The 14,639-nt window shown below is 67.6% G+C and carries 12 protein-coding genes; 10 read left to right on the top strand and 2 right to left on the bottom strand.

Annotation, left to right across the window (positions count from 1 at the left end; translation table 11 throughout):
- Window positions 1-165 precede the first annotated feature (165 nt).
- From ABIC51_RS06405 to ABIC51_RS06370, 8 genes are all read left to right on the top strand, one after another.
- Window positions 166-786 carry a TetR/AcrR family transcriptional regulator gene (locus tag ABIC51_RS06405; protein ID WP_021162725.1) on the top strand — a complete coding sequence of 207 codons (621 nt, stop codon included), beginning with the start codon at window positions 166-168 and terminating at the stop codon, window positions 784-786.
- A gap of 233 nt (window positions 787-1,019) precedes the next feature.
- Window positions 1,020-2,078, top strand: coding sequence for an NADPH-dependent curcumin/dihydrocurcumin reductase (gene curA / locus ABIC51_RS06400; RefSeq protein WP_354006389.1), 1,059 nt, complete (start codon window positions 1,020-1,022; stop codon window positions 2,076-2,078).
- Between the two features lie 93 nt (window positions 2,079-2,171).
- Window positions 2,172-2,471 carry a putative quinol monooxygenase gene (locus ABIC51_RS06395; RefSeq protein ID WP_059694835.1) on the top strand — a complete coding sequence of 100 codons (300 nt, stop codon included), beginning with the start codon at window positions 2,172-2,174 and terminating at the stop codon, window positions 2,469-2,471.
- Between the two features lie 148 nt (window positions 2,472-2,619).
- Window positions 2,620-3,075: a (2Fe-2S)-binding protein gene (locus tag ABIC51_RS06390; RefSeq protein ID WP_021162722.1), complete on the top strand. Its 456-nt coding sequence runs from the start codon at window positions 2,620-2,622 to the stop codon at window positions 3,073-3,075.
- Between the two features lies 1 nt (window position 3,076).
- Window positions 3,077-5,311: a xanthine dehydrogenase family protein molybdopterin-binding subunit gene (locus ABIC51_RS06385; protein WP_060207326.1), complete on the top strand. Its 2,235-nt coding sequence runs from the start codon at window positions 3,077-3,079 to the stop codon at window positions 5,309-5,311.
- 15 nt (window positions 5,312-5,326) lie between these two features.
- On the top strand, window positions 5,327-6,625 hold the full coding sequence (locus tag ABIC51_RS06380) for a c-type cytochrome (protein WP_175897958.1): 1,299 nt from the start codon (window positions 5,327-5,329) through the stop codon (window positions 6,623-6,625).
- 152 nt (window positions 6,626-6,777) lie between these two features.
- Window positions 6,778-8,223, top strand: a complete 1,446-nt coding sequence (locus ABIC51_RS06375; protein ID WP_060207320.1) for an NAD-dependent succinate-semialdehyde dehydrogenase — start codon at window positions 6,778-6,780, stop codon at window positions 8,221-8,223.
- 440 nt (window positions 8,224-8,663) lie between these two features.
- A complete protein-coding gene (locus tag ABIC51_RS06370; protein ID WP_354006388.1) occupies window positions 8,664-10,142 on the top strand; it encodes a sensor domain-containing diguanylate cyclase in 1,479 nt (492 codons plus the stop codon).
- A 54-nt stretch (window positions 10,143-10,196) separates the two neighbouring features.
- Here ABIC51_RS06370 and tagH read toward each other — a convergent pair whose 3' ends face one another.
- The gene (tagH, locus tag ABIC51_RS06365; protein ID WP_175897957.1) at window positions 10,197-11,639 is read right to left on the bottom strand and encodes a type VI secretion system-associated FHA domain protein TagH; all 1,443 of its coding nucleotides are present in this window, start codon (window positions 11,637-11,639) and stop codon (window positions 10,197-10,199) included.
- A 44-nt stretch (window positions 11,640-11,683) separates the two neighbouring features.
- Window positions 11,684-12,070, bottom strand: coding sequence for a TssQ family T6SS-associated lipoprotein (locus ABIC51_RS06360; RefSeq protein ID WP_027791608.1), 387 nt, complete (start codon window positions 12,068-12,070; stop codon window positions 11,684-11,686).
- Window positions 12,071-12,701: 631 nt separating this feature from the next.
- On the opposite strand from ABIC51_RS06360, the gene tssJ reads away from it, so the two are divergent.
- Both tssJ and tssK read left to right on the top strand, forming a co-directional pair.
- Window positions 12,702-13,217, top strand: a complete 516-nt coding sequence (tssJ, locus tag ABIC51_RS06355) for a type VI secretion system lipoprotein TssJ (RefSeq protein WP_027791609.1) — start codon at window positions 12,702-12,704, stop codon at window positions 13,215-13,217.
- Window positions 13,214-14,629, top strand: a complete 1,416-nt coding sequence (gene tssK / locus ABIC51_RS06350; protein ID WP_175897956.1) for a type VI secretion system baseplate subunit TssK — start codon at window positions 13,214-13,216, stop codon at window positions 14,627-14,629. Before tssJ ends, tssK begins: the two co-directional genes overlap by 4 nt.
- Window positions 14,630-14,639: the final 10 nt, after the last annotated feature.

The raw sequence follows: 14,639 nt of genomic DNA, 5'->3' as shown, positions 1-14,639 counted from the left end.
ACGAAGCCGGGTCGTGCGTGTGACGCCGTGCGCGGCAACGCGGAGCGAGGAAAGGAAGGCCGGCGCAACGTTTGGGTGCCCGGCGGGGATCGGGTAAAGTGCCGCTCAACATGCCGGATCGACGCCGCTAGACGACCGGTCTAATCGTTGCTAACATACGCCACCATGAACGCATCTTCGGGCGCCGAAGTCCGCCAGCACATCCTGAATATCGCCAAGCCGATCATGCTCCACAAGGGGTTTTCGGCGGTCGGCCTGAACGAGATTCTCGCTGCGGCAGGCATCCCGAAGGGCTCGTTCTACCATTACTTCGGCTCGAAAGAGGCATTCGGCGAAGCGCTGCTCGAAGCGTATTTCGACAGCTATCACGCGCATCTCGACAACCTGCTCAAGCATCAGGCCGGCACCGGCGCCGAGCGCCTGATGACGTACTGGCGCAACTGGCTGCACACGCAATGCGCGGACGATCCGCAAGGCAAGTGCCTCGCGGTGAAGCTCGGCGCGGAAGTGTCGGATCTGTCGGAAGCGATGCGCGCGGTGCTGCGGCAGGGCACGAGCCAGATCATCGAGCGGCTCGCAGGCGGCATCGAGGCCGGACTGGCCGACGGCTCGCTGAGCGGGATCGCCGATCCGTCGCACACGGCCGCGATCCTCTACGAGATGTGGCTGGGCGCGACGCTGCTGGAAAAGATTCACCGCGACCGCAAGCCGCTCGAAAGGGCGATGGTCGAAACGCGGCGCATGCTGAACCTGCCGCCGGCCGAGCATGGCGGCGCACAGTCGTAACCCGGGCGCGCATCGGCGCGCCTTGTTTTTTCCTGACTCTAGACGACTGGTCTACTCAAGCAAGTATGACGAACGTGCCACGCCGCGTTACGCTGTTCCCCATTGTTTCAAGCGCCCGCACGCAGCCGCGACGGCCCGACCGCCGACGTTGCCGCATGCGGGCGTCTCCGCTGGTCCACCCCTGATCCGATCGTGCCCACGAAGCACGTCCATTCCTGTTGACGGAGGCTCACATGCCGCAAAGCAAGACCGTAAACCGCCAGATCGTCCTGAATTCGCGCCCGGTCGGCGCACCGACGCCGGGCAACTTCCGCACCGAATCCGGTGCCGTGCCGACGCCCGGTGCCGGCCAGGTGCTGCTGCGCACGGTCTGGTTGTCGCTCGACCCGTACATGCGCGGCCGGATGAGCGATGCGCCGTCCTATGCGCCGCCGGCTCAACTCGGCCAGCCGATGGTCGGCGGCACCGTCAGCCAGGTCGTCTCGTCGAACCTGCCCGCGTTCCGAGAAGGCGACCTCGTGGTCGCGGGCGCCGGGTGGCAGGACTACGCGCTGTCCGACGGCCGCGACCTGATTCCGCTCGGCCGCGACGTCGCGCATCCGTCGTATGCACTTGGCGTGCTCGGCATGCCGGGCTTCACCGCCTACACGGGGCTGCTGAAAATCGGCGAGCCGAAGGCCGGCGAAACCGTGGTCGTCGCGGCGGCGAGCGGCGCGGTCGGCGCGGTGGTCGGCCAGATCGCCAAACTGAAGGGCTGCCGCGTGATCGGTGTCGCGGGCGGCGCCGACAAGTGCGCCTACGTGACCGATACGCTCGGTTTCGACGCGTGCGTCGATCACCGCGACCCGGCATTCGCCGCGAAGCTGAAGGACGCATGCCCGAACGGCATCGACGTCTATTTCGAGAACGTCGGCGGGGCCGTGTTCGAGGCGGTGTGGCCGCTGCTCAACGATCACGCGCGCGTGCCGGTGTGCGGGATCATCGCGCACTACAACGACGCGGCATACGACGACACCGCGGTGTCGACCGGCCGCGATCGCGTGCCGGCACTGATGGGCACGATCCTGCGCAAGCGCATCCGGATGCAGGGTTTCATCATCCTCGACCACTATGCGACCGGTTATGCACCGTTCCTGAAAGAGATGAGCGAATGGGTCGCGCAGGGCAAGGTGAAGACGCTCGAGGACGTCGTCCCCGGCCTGGCCGACGCGCCGGAAGCGCTGATCGGCTTGCTGGCCGGCAAGAACTTCGGCAAGGTCGTCGTGCGCGTGGGCCCGGACGAACTGGCCTGATACCGCGGCACGGCAAACCATGACGATTGCACGCTGGCGTCGCGCGACGCCGGCTTGTGGCATGCTCGATTTCGATTCAAAAGGAGTGACAAGATGGCGCTTCACGTGATTGCGTCCCTGTACCTGAAACCCGAACACGCGGAGGCCGCCGAAGCCGAGCTGCGCAGCATGGTCGCGAAGACGCGCGCCGAGCCGGGCAACCGGCGCTACGACCTGTTCCGCGAACAGGACGGTTCGCCCAACCTGCACCTGTACGAGATCTACGACGACCAGGCTGCGTTCGACGCACACCTCGCGAGCCCGTATTTCGGCGAATTCCGCGTGAAATCGGCCGACTGGTTCGCAGCGCCGGCGGTCATCAAGGTGCTGTCCGGCATCGACGTGGCCGAGTAACGAAGCAGCACCCACGCCGCGGCCCGCTCCGCCCCGGGCCGCGCGGCAGCCGTCTCGCCCGGCAACGGCGAAGACAGCGACGAAATCGAAAACCCCGCGCGGCGCGCGATGCGCGTCGTTTCCCCAATACACCGGCCCCGGAGGCTGAATGGTCACCCTCAACATCAACGGCGAAACCCGCACGGTCGACGCCCCCGACGACATGCCCTTGCTCTGGGTGCTGCGCGACGTCGTCGGCCTCACCGGCACGAAATTCGGCTGCGGGATCGCGCAATGCGGCGCGTGCACCGTGCATCTCGACGGCGTCGCCGCGCGCTCGTGCGTGCTGCCGGTCGCGGCCGTCGCGGGCCGCAAGATCACGACGATCGAAGCCGTCGGCGCGACGCCGGCCGGCCACAAGGTCCAGCAGGCGTGGCGCGAGCTCGACGTCGTCCAGTGCGGCTACTGCCAGTCGGGGCAGGTGATGGCCGCCACCGCGCTGATCGCATCGAACCCGAACCCGAGCGATGCCGACATCGACGCGGCAATGGCCGGCAACATCTGCCGCTGCGGCACGTACAACCGGATTCGCGCGGCCGTGAAGCAAGCCGCGAAGGAGGCATGACATGTCGCGAGGACTGATCGAAGCAGGCAAGGTCGCTGGACAAGCCGCCGGCGCGGGCGTGTCGCGCCGTTCGTTCCTCAAGCTCGGCATGTCGCTGGGCGCGGCGGCGGGCGGTGGCCTGCTGCTCGGTTTCAGCCTGCCGGCGGCAGGCGACGATGCGCGCCGTTCGGTGATCGGTGGCGACGGCGATGAAACCGCGCGCGCAGGCGTGTTCGCACCGAACGCGTTCGTGCAGATCGACCGCGCCGGCAAGGTCACGCTGGTGATGCCGAAAGTCGAGATGGGGCAGGGCGTCTACACGGCGCTGCCGATGCTGATCGCCGAGGAACTCGAAGTGCCGCTGTCGAGCGTGACGCTCGACCATGCGCCGCCGAACGAGAAGCTCTTTCTCGATCCGCTGCTCGGCGGCCAGCTCACCGGCGGCTCGACGTCGGTACGCTACGCATGGGAGCCGCTGCGCCGCGCGGGCGCGACCGCGCGCACGCTGCTGGTCACGGCCGCCGCGAAGCAATGGAACGTCGATCCGGCATCCTGCCGTGCGGTGAACGGCGAAGTGCAGCATCCGCCGAGCGGCCGGCGCGTGTCGTACGGCCAGCTCGCCGATGCCGCCGCGAAGCTGCCGGTGCCGAAGGACGTCGCGCTGAAGAAGCCGGCGGATTTCAAGCTGATCGGCACGCCCGCGAAGCGGCTCGATTCGCCGGAGAAGGTCGACGGCACCGCGCAGTTCGGGCTCGACGTGCGGCTGCCCGGCATGCTGTACGCGGTGATCGTGAACAGCCCGGTGTTCGGCGGCACGGTCGCGAGCATCGACGATACGGCCGCGAAGAAGATTCCGGGCGTGCGCCAGGTCGTGCGCGCGGACAACGCGGTCGCGGTCGTCGGCGATCACACCTGGGCCGCGAAGCGCGGCGCATCGGCGCTGGTCGTGAAGTGGAACGAAGGCGCGGGCGCGAAGGTATCGACAAAGGACATCGTTGCCGATCTCGCACAGGCCGCGGCGAACGGCAAGGGTGCCGTCGCACGCAAGGACGGCGACGTCGGCAAGGGTTTCGCGGATGCGAAGACGCGCATCGACGCCGTGTACGAGCAGCCGTTGCTCGCGCACGCGACGATGGAGCCCGTGAACTGCACGGTGCACGTGCGCGCCGACGGCTGCGAGATCTGGGTCGGCACCCAGGTGCCGACGCGGGCAGTCGACACCGTGCAGAAGCTCACGAGCTTTCCGCCGGAGAAGATCGTCGTGCACAACCACCTGCTCGGCGGCGGCTTCGGCCGGCGCCTCGAGACGGACATGATCGGCCAGGCGGTGAAGATCGCGAAGCAGGTCAACGCGCCGGTGAAGGTGATCTGGACGCGCGAGGAAGACATCCAGCACGACATGTACCGCCCGTACTACTACGACCGGATCTCGGCCGGCCTCGACGCGAACGGCAAGCCGATCGCGTGGCAGCACCGGATCGTCGGCTCGTCGATCCTCGCGCGCTTCGCGCCGCCCGCGTTCCAGCACGGTGTCGATCCCGACGCGGTCGAGGTGGCCACCGACCTGCCGTACGACCTGCCGAACCAGCTGATCGACTACGTGCGCCAGGAGCCGCGCCACGTACCGACCGCGTTCTGGCGCGGCGTCGGGCCGACGCGCAGCACGTTCGTCGTCGAGAGCTTCATCGACGAACTGGCCGCGCAAACCAAGACCGACCCCGTGCAATACCGCCGCGCGCTGCTCGGCAAGACGCCGCGCGCGCTCAACGTGCTCGACGTCGCGACGAAGGCGGCCGGCTGGGGCCCGTCGCTGCCGACGGGGCAAGGGCGCGGCGTATCCGTGATGCACGCGTTCGGCAGCTTCTTCTCGATCGTCATCGACGTCGCGGTGGATAACGGCGAGGTGCAGGTCAAGCGCGTCGTGTGCGCGGTCGATTGCGGCATGTCCGTCAACCCGAACACGATCGAGGCACAGGTGCAGGGCGGCATCATCTTCGGGATCACGGGCGCGCTGTACGGCGAGATCACGATCGAGGACGGCCGTGTCGTGCAGAGCAATTTCACCGATTACCGGATGCTGCGGATCAACGAGACACCGCCGATCGAGGTGCATCTGGTGAAAAGCGGCGAAGCGCCGGGCGGAATCGGCGAACCGGGCACGGCCGCGACGGCCGCGGCATTGTCGAACGCGATCTTCGCGGCGACCGGCAAGCGGCTGCGCAAGCTGCCGGTCGGCGACCAGCTGAAGACGGCTTGAGGGGAGGCGACGATCATGCGAAACCTCACCCTGAATACGTTCCGTGCATCGCTGCTCGCGCTGTCCGCCATGCTGGCCGGCCCGGCCGCGCAGGCCGCGCAGACGGCACCGGCCGACAGCGCGCTCGTCGCGCGCGGCGCGTACCTCGCGAAAGCGGGCGACTGCGTTGCGTGCCACACCGCGCCACGCGGCACGCCGTTCGCCGGCGGCCTGAAGATGGTCACGCCGATGGGGGCGATCTACACGACCAACATCACGCCCGATCCGGAAACGGGTATCGGCGGCTACACGGAAGCCGAGTTCGCCGGCGCGCTGCGCAAGGGCGTCGCGAAGGACGGTCACAACCTGTATCCGGCGATGCCGTATCCGTCGTACGCGAAGCTGAAGGACGAGGACGTGAAGGCGCTGTACGCGTACTTCATGCACGGCGTCGAACCGGTGAAGCAGGCGAACCGGCCGTCCGACATCCCGTGGCCGCTCAACATGCGCTGGCCGCTCGCGTTGTGGAACATGGTGTTCCTCGACACGACGCCTTACGCGGACAAGCCGGTCAAGGACGCGATGTGGAACCGCGGCGCGTACCTCGTGCAGGGGCTCGGTCACTGCGGGTCGTGCCACACGCCGCGCGGCGTCGGCTTCCAGGAGAAGGCGCTCGACGAAGGCGGCGCGGCGTTCCTGTCGGGGGCGCCGATCGACAACTGGTTCGCCTCGAACCTGACCGGCGAGCCCAACACGGGGCTCGGCCGCTGGAACGAGGCCGAGGTCGCGCAGTTCCTGAAGACCGGCGCGAACCGCCATGCGACCGCGTTCGGTTCGATGGTCAGCGTGATCAACCACAGCACGCAGGCCCTCTCGGACGACGATCTGGCGGCCATCTCCCGTTACCTGAAATCGCTGCCGGCGGCAGGCGGCACGGGCGCGCCGCCGTACCGCTACGATCCGAAGGCGACGCAGGTCGCGCTGGGCCGGCCGGCAGCCGATCCGGGCGCGAAGGTGTATAACGCTTACTGCCTGCATTGCCACGGCGCGGACGGGCGCGGTTACGCGCCGCTGCTCGCGCCGCTCGCCGGCAACCCGAACGTCCTCGAAGGCGATGCCGCGTCGCTGATCAACGTGACGCTGAACGGCAGCGAGACGCTCGTGATCGATGGCGTGCCGTCCGCTTATCCGATGCCGGCGTTCTCGAACCAGTTGAACGACCGGCAGATCGCCGACGTGCTGACCTTCATGCGCGCCGGATGGAACAACGGCGCGCCGGCCGTGCAGGCGGCGGACGTCGCGAAACTCCGCAAGGCGACGGCGGCCGCGCGCTGAGCGCGGCGTCATGCGGAACGATGGCGGGCCGGCGTGCCTGCCGTCGACGCCGCCGGGTGCGTGCCAGCCCCGGCGGCCTGGCTTTTTCTGTCAACCGGCGCGCGGCCGTTCGCGGCAGCGCGCGTTTATCGACGCAATGTAGGGGTGTCTGGATGGCTAACGTGACTTATACGGATACGCAACTGCTGATCGACGGCGAGTGGGTCGACGCCGCGAGCGGCAAGACGATCGACGTCGTGAACCCGGCGACCGGCAAGCCGATCGGCAAGGTGGCCCACGCGGGCATCGCCGATCTCGACCGTGCGCTCGCCGCCGCGCAACGCGGCTTCGAGGCCTGGCGCAAGGTGCCCGCGCACGAGCGCGCGGCGACGATGCGCAAGGCGGCCGCGCTGGTGCGCGAACGTGCCGACGCGATCGCGCAGCTGATGACGCAGGAACAGGGCAAGCCGCTCACCGAGGCGCGCGTCGAAGTGCTGTCGGCGGCGGACATCATCGAATGGTTCGCGGACGAAGGCCGCCGCGTGTACGGCCGGATCGTGCCGCCGCGCAACCTCGGCGCGCAGCAGACCGTCGTGAAGGAGCCGGTCGGCCCGGTCGCCGCGTTCACGCCGTGGAATTTCCCGGTCAACCAGGTCGTGCGCAAGCTGAGCGCCGCGCTGGCGACCGGCTGCTCGTTCCTCGTGAAGGCGCCGGAAGAAACCCCGGCGTCGCCGGCCGCGCTGCTGCGCGCGTTCGTCGACGCGGGCGTGCCGAACGGCGTGATCGGCCTCGTGTACGGCGATCCGGCGGAAATCTCGTCGTACCTGATTCCGCACCCGGTGATCCGCAAGGTCACGTTCACGGGTTCGACGCCGGTCGGCAAGCAGCTCGCCTCGATGGCCGGCCTGCACATGAAGCGCGCGACGATGGAGCTCGGCGGTCACGCGCCGGTGATCGTCGCCGAGGACGCCGACGTCGCGCTCGCGGTGAAGGCCGCCGGCGGCGCGAAGTTCCGCAACGCGGGGCAGGTCTGCATTTCGCCGACGCGCTTTCTCGTGCACAACAGCATCCGCGACGAATTCACGCGCGCGCTGGTCAAGCATGCCGAAGGGCTGAAGGTCGGCAACGGCCTCGAGGAAGGCACGACGCTCGGTGCGCTCGCGAACCCGCGCCGGCTCACCGCGATGGCATCCGTCGTCGACAACGCGCGCAAGGTCGGCGCGCGCATCGAAACCGGCGGCGAGCGGATCGGCTCGGAAGGCAACTTCTTCGCGCCGACCGTGATCGCAGACGTGCCGCTCGAAGCAGACGTGTTCAACAACGAGCCGTTCGGCCCGGTCGCGGCGATCCGCGGTTTCGACAAGCTCGAAGACGCGATCGCGGAAGCGAACCGTCTGCCGTTCGGGCTCGCCGGCTACGCGTTCACGCGTTCGTTCGCGAACGTGCACCTGCTCACGCAGCGCCTCGAAGTCGGGATGCTGTGGATCAACCAGCCCGCGACGCCGTGGCCGGAAATGCCGTTCGGCGGCGTGAAGGACTCGGGCTACGGCTCGGAAGGCGGGCCGGAAGCGCTCGAACCGTACCTCGTCACGAAGTCGGTGACGGTGATGGCCGTCTGACGACCGTCTGACCGCCGACCGATCGCGTGCGCGGCGCCGCCGGCGCGGCGCGCGCGATCGGCGCGGGCCGGGCGGCGCTCGCGTTGCGCACTGCGCAACGGCACGCCCGGTCTCCCGCCGGCCTTCCCGCCAGCCGTGCATTCGCATGGCAACCTGACGGCAATTTCAATACGCGTACCACTGCGGACGGATTGTTTCGATTCCGTCATCGGCAGCACCACACGCCACACTACGCGACGCCCCTCGGTGAATGAGCGCCGGCACCCGGTGCCGGCCCGAGCGGAACACGATCCGCCCGATACCGCTCAGGTCACGTCGTACGCAACCCGGCAAGTCAGGACTGCACCTCGTACCCGGAAGTCGTACTTTTTGGTATAGGTTATTCAGAACAAACCATAACGACCGGTGCGTCGGCGCCGGGCCAATCTGAGAGGACACGGATGCATCCGCGGTCGGCAGCGCCGTACTACGTTGTGCTGGCGGGGACCTTGATAGCGTGCGCGCTGATGGGCCTCTGCGTGTTGCAGTTGTTTCAGAGCCGTCACGATGCGCTCGATCGCGCGCGCGAGACGTCGCGAAATCTGGCGCTCGTCGCCGAGCGCGACATCGAACGCAACATCGAGCTGTACGGCCTGTCGCTCGAGGCGGTGATCCAGGGCCTCCGGCGGCCGGACGTCATGGCCGCCCCGCCGGCGCTGCGGCGCGGCATCCTGTTCGATCACGCGATGACGGCGAATTTTCTCAGCTCGATGCTCGTGCTGGATTCCGCCGGCAACATCATCCTGGATTCGGCGAACGACGTGCCGCGCCACGGCAATTTCGGCGACCGCAAGTACTTTACGGTGCACCGCGACAATCCGGACGTCGGGCTTTACATCAGCGATCCCTATGCGTCCCGCCTGCGCAGCGGCTCGCTCAGCGTTGCGCTGACGCGCCGCGTGTCGAACCCGGACGGCTCGTTCGCCGGCATCGTGATGATCGCGGTCAATCTCGAGTATTTCCACACGCTGTTCGCCGGCCTCGCGCTCGGCTCGCACGGCGCGATTTCGCTGATCGGCACGAACGGCATCATGTTCATGCGCCAGCCGTTCGACGTGCGCACCATCGGTCGCGACATCAGCAAGGCGCCGACGTTTCGCCACTTCATGACGGCACCGGAAGGCTCGTTCGTCGAAACCTCGACGATCGACAACGTGCGCCGCCTGTACTACTTCAAGACGCTGCCGCACCTGCCGCTGATCATCATGGTCGCCGAGGCGGAGCAGGACATCTACGCCGCGTGGCGGCACCGGGCCATCACGATCGGCGCGCTGGTCGCCACCTTCGGCGCGGCGTTCATCGTGCTGTCCTTCATGCTGGGCTCGCAGCTGCGACGCAGGATGCGCGCCGAATCCGAGCTGGTCATGCTCGCGCGCACCGACGGCCTCACCGGGCTCAACAATCGCCGCTCGTTCGGGGAGGTGCTGGATCTCGAATGGCGCCGCGCGCGCCGTGCCCGATCGGTGTTTTCGCTGCTGTTCGTCGACGTCGACCGCTTCAAGGCCTACAACGACACGTATGGCCACCAGGCCGGCGACGACGCGCTGGCGGCGGTCGCACGGTGCATCGGCGACAACATCCGGCGCCCGGCGGACACCGCGGCCCGCTATGGCGGCGAGGAGTTCGTCGTGATCCTGCCCGATACGCCGGCGACGGGCGCGACCGAGATCGCCGAAAGGATTCGCGCAGCCATCGACGGACTGGCGATCGAACATGCGGAAAGCGAATTCGGGCGCGTCACCGCAAGCATCGGCGTGGCAAGCTGGGCGCCCGGGCAGGAAGGGGAGGTCGAGTCGGTGATCAAGGCAGCCGACGAGGCGTTGTACGTCGCGAAGGAAACGGGGCGAAACAAGGTCGCGTCGTGTGGTGCGGCCACCTGACGCCTCCGCCGGCACCCATCGCCCGCGACCGATGGCGGGTGCGCGGTACGTCGCTCAATGCCTGCCGCTGCCGCGATAGCTTTCCACTTCCGCGTCGTACGCCGCCAGAAACGCCTTGCCGAACACCGACGCGAAATCGTCCTCGATCGCGAACACCGTGTCGCGATGGGTCGCCGCGTAGCGATCCCACATCCTCGCCTTGTACAGCACGGGCACGCGCTTCTCGTACCAGCGCATCGCGTCGTCGCGCTCGCGCAGGCGCTGCGGTGAAAAGCGCGTCAGCAGGTCCATCAACGCCGCGCGCATGCCGGCGACCATGCCGATCTGGTGCGCGTGCAGATCCTGGAACGCGTCGCTGACCGCGCTCTGCGGCGACATGAAGCCCGGCAGCGGCAGCCCGAACATCTGCCGCAGCACGGCGCCGCCGTCGGGCAGCAGCTTCAGCGGATTGTTCTCGCGATCGAGCAGCATCGTCATGTGCGCCTTCACCTCGCGCTTCAGGATGCTGCGCGACGACAGCAGCTCGACCGTGCCGTTCGCGAACAGCGCCAGCAACTGGCCCGCGATGTACAACTGCTCGGCCGACCACTGATGCGATTCGGCCGCGGTGTCGAGCCCCGCGCCTTCGAAGAACGCGCTCAGCAGTTCGTCGGGGGTCGGCGCGCGCGCAGCATGCGGCGCCGGTTCGTCGGCCCGCCGCGTATCGGTGCGCGCCGCGGCCGGTTGCACGCGCACGTGCTGCGTCCACTCGGGCGCGTGATCCGCCTGCGTCGCGGATGACGCATCGCGATCCGCGTTGCCGCGATCGGCGTGCGCCGCCGTGCCCGCTGCGCCGAGGTCGCTCGACGACTGCGCGAACAGGTCGAGCGGATCGGTCGACAGCTGGTGCAGGTCACGCTGCGACGGCGCGGGCGGTGCGGCCTGCTGCGCCGCGCCCGCACGTGCGGGGCCGCCTGGCCGCGCAGCGGCGTCCGCCGCCTTGCCGCGCGGCGCGAGACGATCCTGGAGGAGCCCCCACAGCCGGTTGCCGGCGCCTTTCGTATCGACACGCGATGACGACGGTTGCGCGGGCGCCGCTGCCGCCCGGGCCTGCGCTTGCGCCGGCATATCGACACGCGTGCCGGAATCGGTCTCCATGTCGATGACCGGTGCATGGCCGCCATCGACGCCGTCGCCGCCGTCGTCACGATCGGCGCGCAGCACGTACGGCCCGATGCGAATGATGTCGCCGGTGTTGAGCGCGCGCTCCTGCGCATAACCGACCGGCTCGCGGTTCACCTCGATCGTCGAGACGCTGCTCAGGTTCTTCAGCAGGCAGGCGTCGTCGCCCACCTGCAGCAGCGCCTGAAGCCGCGAAATCTGCCGCGTGTCGTCGCGCAACACGAGATGGTTGTCGCTGGCCCGGCCGATGGTGCCGCCCGGCGGATGAAACACGACGGCGTCGTAGGAGTCGTTTTCGACCGGCTCGCCGGCATGTTCGATCACGATCAGTTGCATGTCATACGTCGCTCGGTGAAGTGCTCGCGCGCAGGCCGGTTCGTTCAGGACGACGACGCATGCCTGCGGCGCGCGAATTCGAACGCAGGCCCCCAGATCGGATGTCCCTTCTCCGCAGGGGACAAGTCGAAGCGCGGGTTGAGGTCGAGAATTTTCGAGAACTCGGCGCGGCACGGCGTGATGCGGTTCGTCACGCAATAGCTGAACGCGAGGAGCTTGTGCGCGGCAACCTGCGTGTCGGTGTCGGCGCCGTCGATTTCCTTCGCGTGGCTCAGCAGCGCGATCGTGCGCCCGTAGTCGCCGCTGTCGTACGCGGCGCGCGCGCTGTCGACCGTCGCGCGTGCAGCCGACTGGGTCGGGGACGTACTGCACCCGCCGGCCCCCAGCAACAATGCGCCAAGGAAAAGAACGAGCGATGAACGACCTTTCATTATTGAAATTAAGAATTGGCGTAATTGGAAGGTGCCACACAAGCGCTGTTGGATTCTAGTGCCAATCATCGGCGCCGAATCGTCTGTTACGTTTTGTTTCATTTCGCCATTCCATTTCCACCTGAATACAGAATCGACTACGAATTTCAGTGCTTGTGAATCCGGAAAAACGGCCTATAGTTCGCTGTGTTTTTCGGATTCGTCAGTTGTTTGGTCAGCGCACGTCAATGCACGAAAAAACGGGCCGTCCGTTCGTGCGAAACGAATAGCCTGGCACACCGTCAGCGCCGCGAGCGTTCGTTGCCCGGTGGCCGGCCGGCTTGCGCCCGAGCCCATCCGACAGGTGTCCACGCCACAGAACCGGGCCGCGACGGCGAACCGGTCGGATTGATTTTTGCCATTAATTCATCAACCCCAATTCTCAATTGACCACCATCTCGCCAAATCGACTTTCAAAATACATGAATGATATGACCCGGCTTTTTACAAGAACAATTTGCCGATGCGGATTGCGATGGATGGATATACGGATTACACAATTACCGATCAATTAATCGTCCATTTTTCAATCGGATCAACCGGTTTCGCGGTCGAAAACCGGCGAACGGCTATTGGGTGGCGAGGGTGGAATATGCAATGGCGGTCGAGCAGTTTCATCGTATGGGGATGCGTGATGCTGTTGCCGGGATGCGGCGCGACGGAGCACGCCGCGGCGGTGCCGTATGCGATCACGGTCGACGTTGCACCCGACGTCAACCCTGACCCGAACCGCAAGCCTGCGCCGATCGTGCTGAAGGTGTTCCAGCTCCGCGCGGCATCGTCGTTCGACAGCGCGGATTTCTTCTCGCTGCAGGACAAGCCGGAGAACGTGCTCGGCACGGACCTGCTCGGCACCGATCGCGTGATCCTGCGGCCGGGCGAGTCGCGCACGCTGCACTATCGCGGCAACGTCGAGGCCGGCGCGATCGGTGTGGTCGCCGAATACCGGATGCTCGAAAAGAACCGCTGGCGGCTGACGGTGCCGCTGCCGCGCGCGAAGCAGCTCAATCTCTACAAGTTCTGGCAGACGTCGCCGGGCGAGCTGAAGCTGTCGATCGCGGTGCGCAACGGCGGCCTCGCGCTGAACGATGCGAAGGGGCGCCCATGACCGAACCGACGATGTCCGGGACACCGGCCGCGGCGCTCCGCCAGCGGGTGGTGTGGACCGAGGGGATGTTCCTGCGGCCGCAGCATTTCCAGCAGCTCGAACGGCACTGGGAACGCTACGTCGCGCTGCGCTGCCTCCCGCTGCAAGGCTTCTTCTGGGGCTTCGACACGCTGGAGCTCGACCGCGAGCAACTGGCGCTCGGCAAGGTCGCGCTGCGCACCGCGTCGGGCGTGATGCGCGACGGCACGCCGTTCGACCTGTCCCATCCGGACGATCTTCCCGAACCGCTCGACGTGCCGGCCGACGCGAAGGACCAGCTCGTCGTGCTCGCGCTACCGCTGTGGCGCGGCGGCGGCGAGGAGGTGTCGTTCGGTGCAGGCGGAGGCCATGCCCCGAACGGCGCGAACGGTACGAACGGCACGAACGGCGGCGCGGATGTCGCGCGCTACGTCGTGCGTGAATACGAAGTGGCCGACGCGAACGCGGTCGCGCTCGGTCCCGCACTGCTGCAGACGGGGCGCCTGAACGTGCGGCTGATGCTCGAAGCCGAGCTCACCGGCGACTGGCACGCACTCGGCGTCGCCCGGATCGTCGAGCGGCGCACCGATGCGCGGCTGCTCGTCGACGACGGCTACATCCCGCCGCGCCTCGTCGCGCAGCACGACGCCGTGCTGCTGGCCTACGCGCGCGAGCTGCACGGGCTGCTCACGCAACGCAGCGAAGCGCTCGCGGAACGGCTGTCGGAGCCCGGGCGCGGCGGCGTGTCGGAAGTCGCGGACTTCCTGCTGCTGCAGCTCGTGAACCGCTATCTCGCGCTGACCTGGCATGCGCAGCAGCACGTGTCGACGCATCCGGAGACGCTGTTCTGCGACTGGCTGAAGCTCGCGTGCGACCTGAGCACGTTCACGGCGGCCGGCCGGCGCCCGCAGTCGCTCGCCGTCTACGTGCACGACGACCTGCGCACGAGCTTCGCGGAGCTGATGACAGAACTGCGGCGGTCGCTGTCGACGGTGCTCGAGCAAAACGCGATCCAGATCGAGCTGCGCGATGCGGGCAACGGCATCCGCGTCGCGACGCTGGCCGACCCGGTGCTGCGCGACACGGCCGGCTTCGTGCTCGCGGTGCGCGCGGACGTACCGGCCGACAGCCTGCGCGCGCGTTTTCCCGCGCAGGCCAAGCTCGGGCCGGTCGAGCGGATCCGCGATCTCGTGCAGCTGCAACTGCCGGGCATCACGATGCGCCAGTTGCCGGTCGCGCCGCGGCAGATCCCGTATCACGCGGGCCATACGTACTTCGAGATCGACAAGGGCAGCGACCTGTGGAAGCAGCTGGCGCGCTCCGGCGGTCTCGCTTTTCATTTCGCCGGCGAATTCCCTGGACTCTCGATGGAGTTCTGGGCGATACGCGGGTGAGGGCGGGGCG

This window comes from Burkholderia sp. 572 (assembly GCF_040545135.1).
GTDB lineage: Bacteria > Pseudomonadota > Gammaproteobacteria > Burkholderiales > Burkholderiaceae > Burkholderia > Burkholderia cepacia.
Note: the sequence above shows the minus strand (reverse complement) of the source record. Positions and strands in the feature narration are given on the sequence as shown.

Bases quoted from the DNA above. Each gene is read 5' to 3' on its own strand.
- ABIC51_RS06405 (WP_021162725.1), top strand. From the start codon at position 166: ATGAACGCATCTTCGGGCGCCGAAGTCCGCCAGCACATCCTGAATATC.
- curA (WP_354006389.1), top strand. From the start codon at position 1,020: ATGCCGCAAAGCAAGACCGTAAACCGCCAGATCGTCCTGAATTCGCGC.
- ABIC51_RS06395 (WP_059694835.1), top strand. From the start codon at position 2,172: ATGGCGCTTCACGTGATTGCGTCCCTGTACCTGAAACCCGAACACGCG.
- ABIC51_RS06390 (WP_021162722.1), top strand. From the start codon at position 2,620: ATGGTCACCCTCAACATCAACGGCGAAACCCGCACGGTCGACGCCCCC.
- ABIC51_RS06385 (WP_060207326.1), top strand. From the start codon at position 3,077: ATGTCGCGAGGACTGATCGAAGCAGGCAAGGTCGCTGGACAAGCCGCC.
- ABIC51_RS06380 (WP_175897958.1), top strand. From the start codon at position 5,327: ATGCGAAACCTCACCCTGAATACGTTCCGTGCATCGCTGCTCGCGCTG.
- ABIC51_RS06375 (WP_060207320.1), top strand. From the start codon at position 6,778: ATGGCTAACGTGACTTATACGGATACGCAACTGCTGATCGACGGCGAG.
- ABIC51_RS06370 (WP_354006388.1), top strand. From the start codon at position 8,664: ATGCATCCGCGGTCGGCAGCGCCGTACTACGTTGTGCTGGCGGGGACC.
- tagH (WP_175897957.1), bottom strand. From the start codon at position 11,639: ATGCAACTGATCGTGATCGAACATGCCGGCGAGCCGGTCGAAAACGAC.
- ABIC51_RS06360 (WP_027791608.1), bottom strand. From the start codon at position 12,070: ATGAAAGGTCGTTCATCGCTCGTTCTTTTCCTTGGCGCATTGTTGCTG.
- tssJ (WP_027791609.1), top strand. From the start codon at position 12,702: ATGCAATGGCGGTCGAGCAGTTTCATCGTATGGGGATGCGTGATGCTG.
- tssK (WP_175897956.1), top strand. From the start codon at position 13,214: ATGACCGAACCGACGATGTCCGGGACACCGGCCGCGGCGCTCCGCCAG.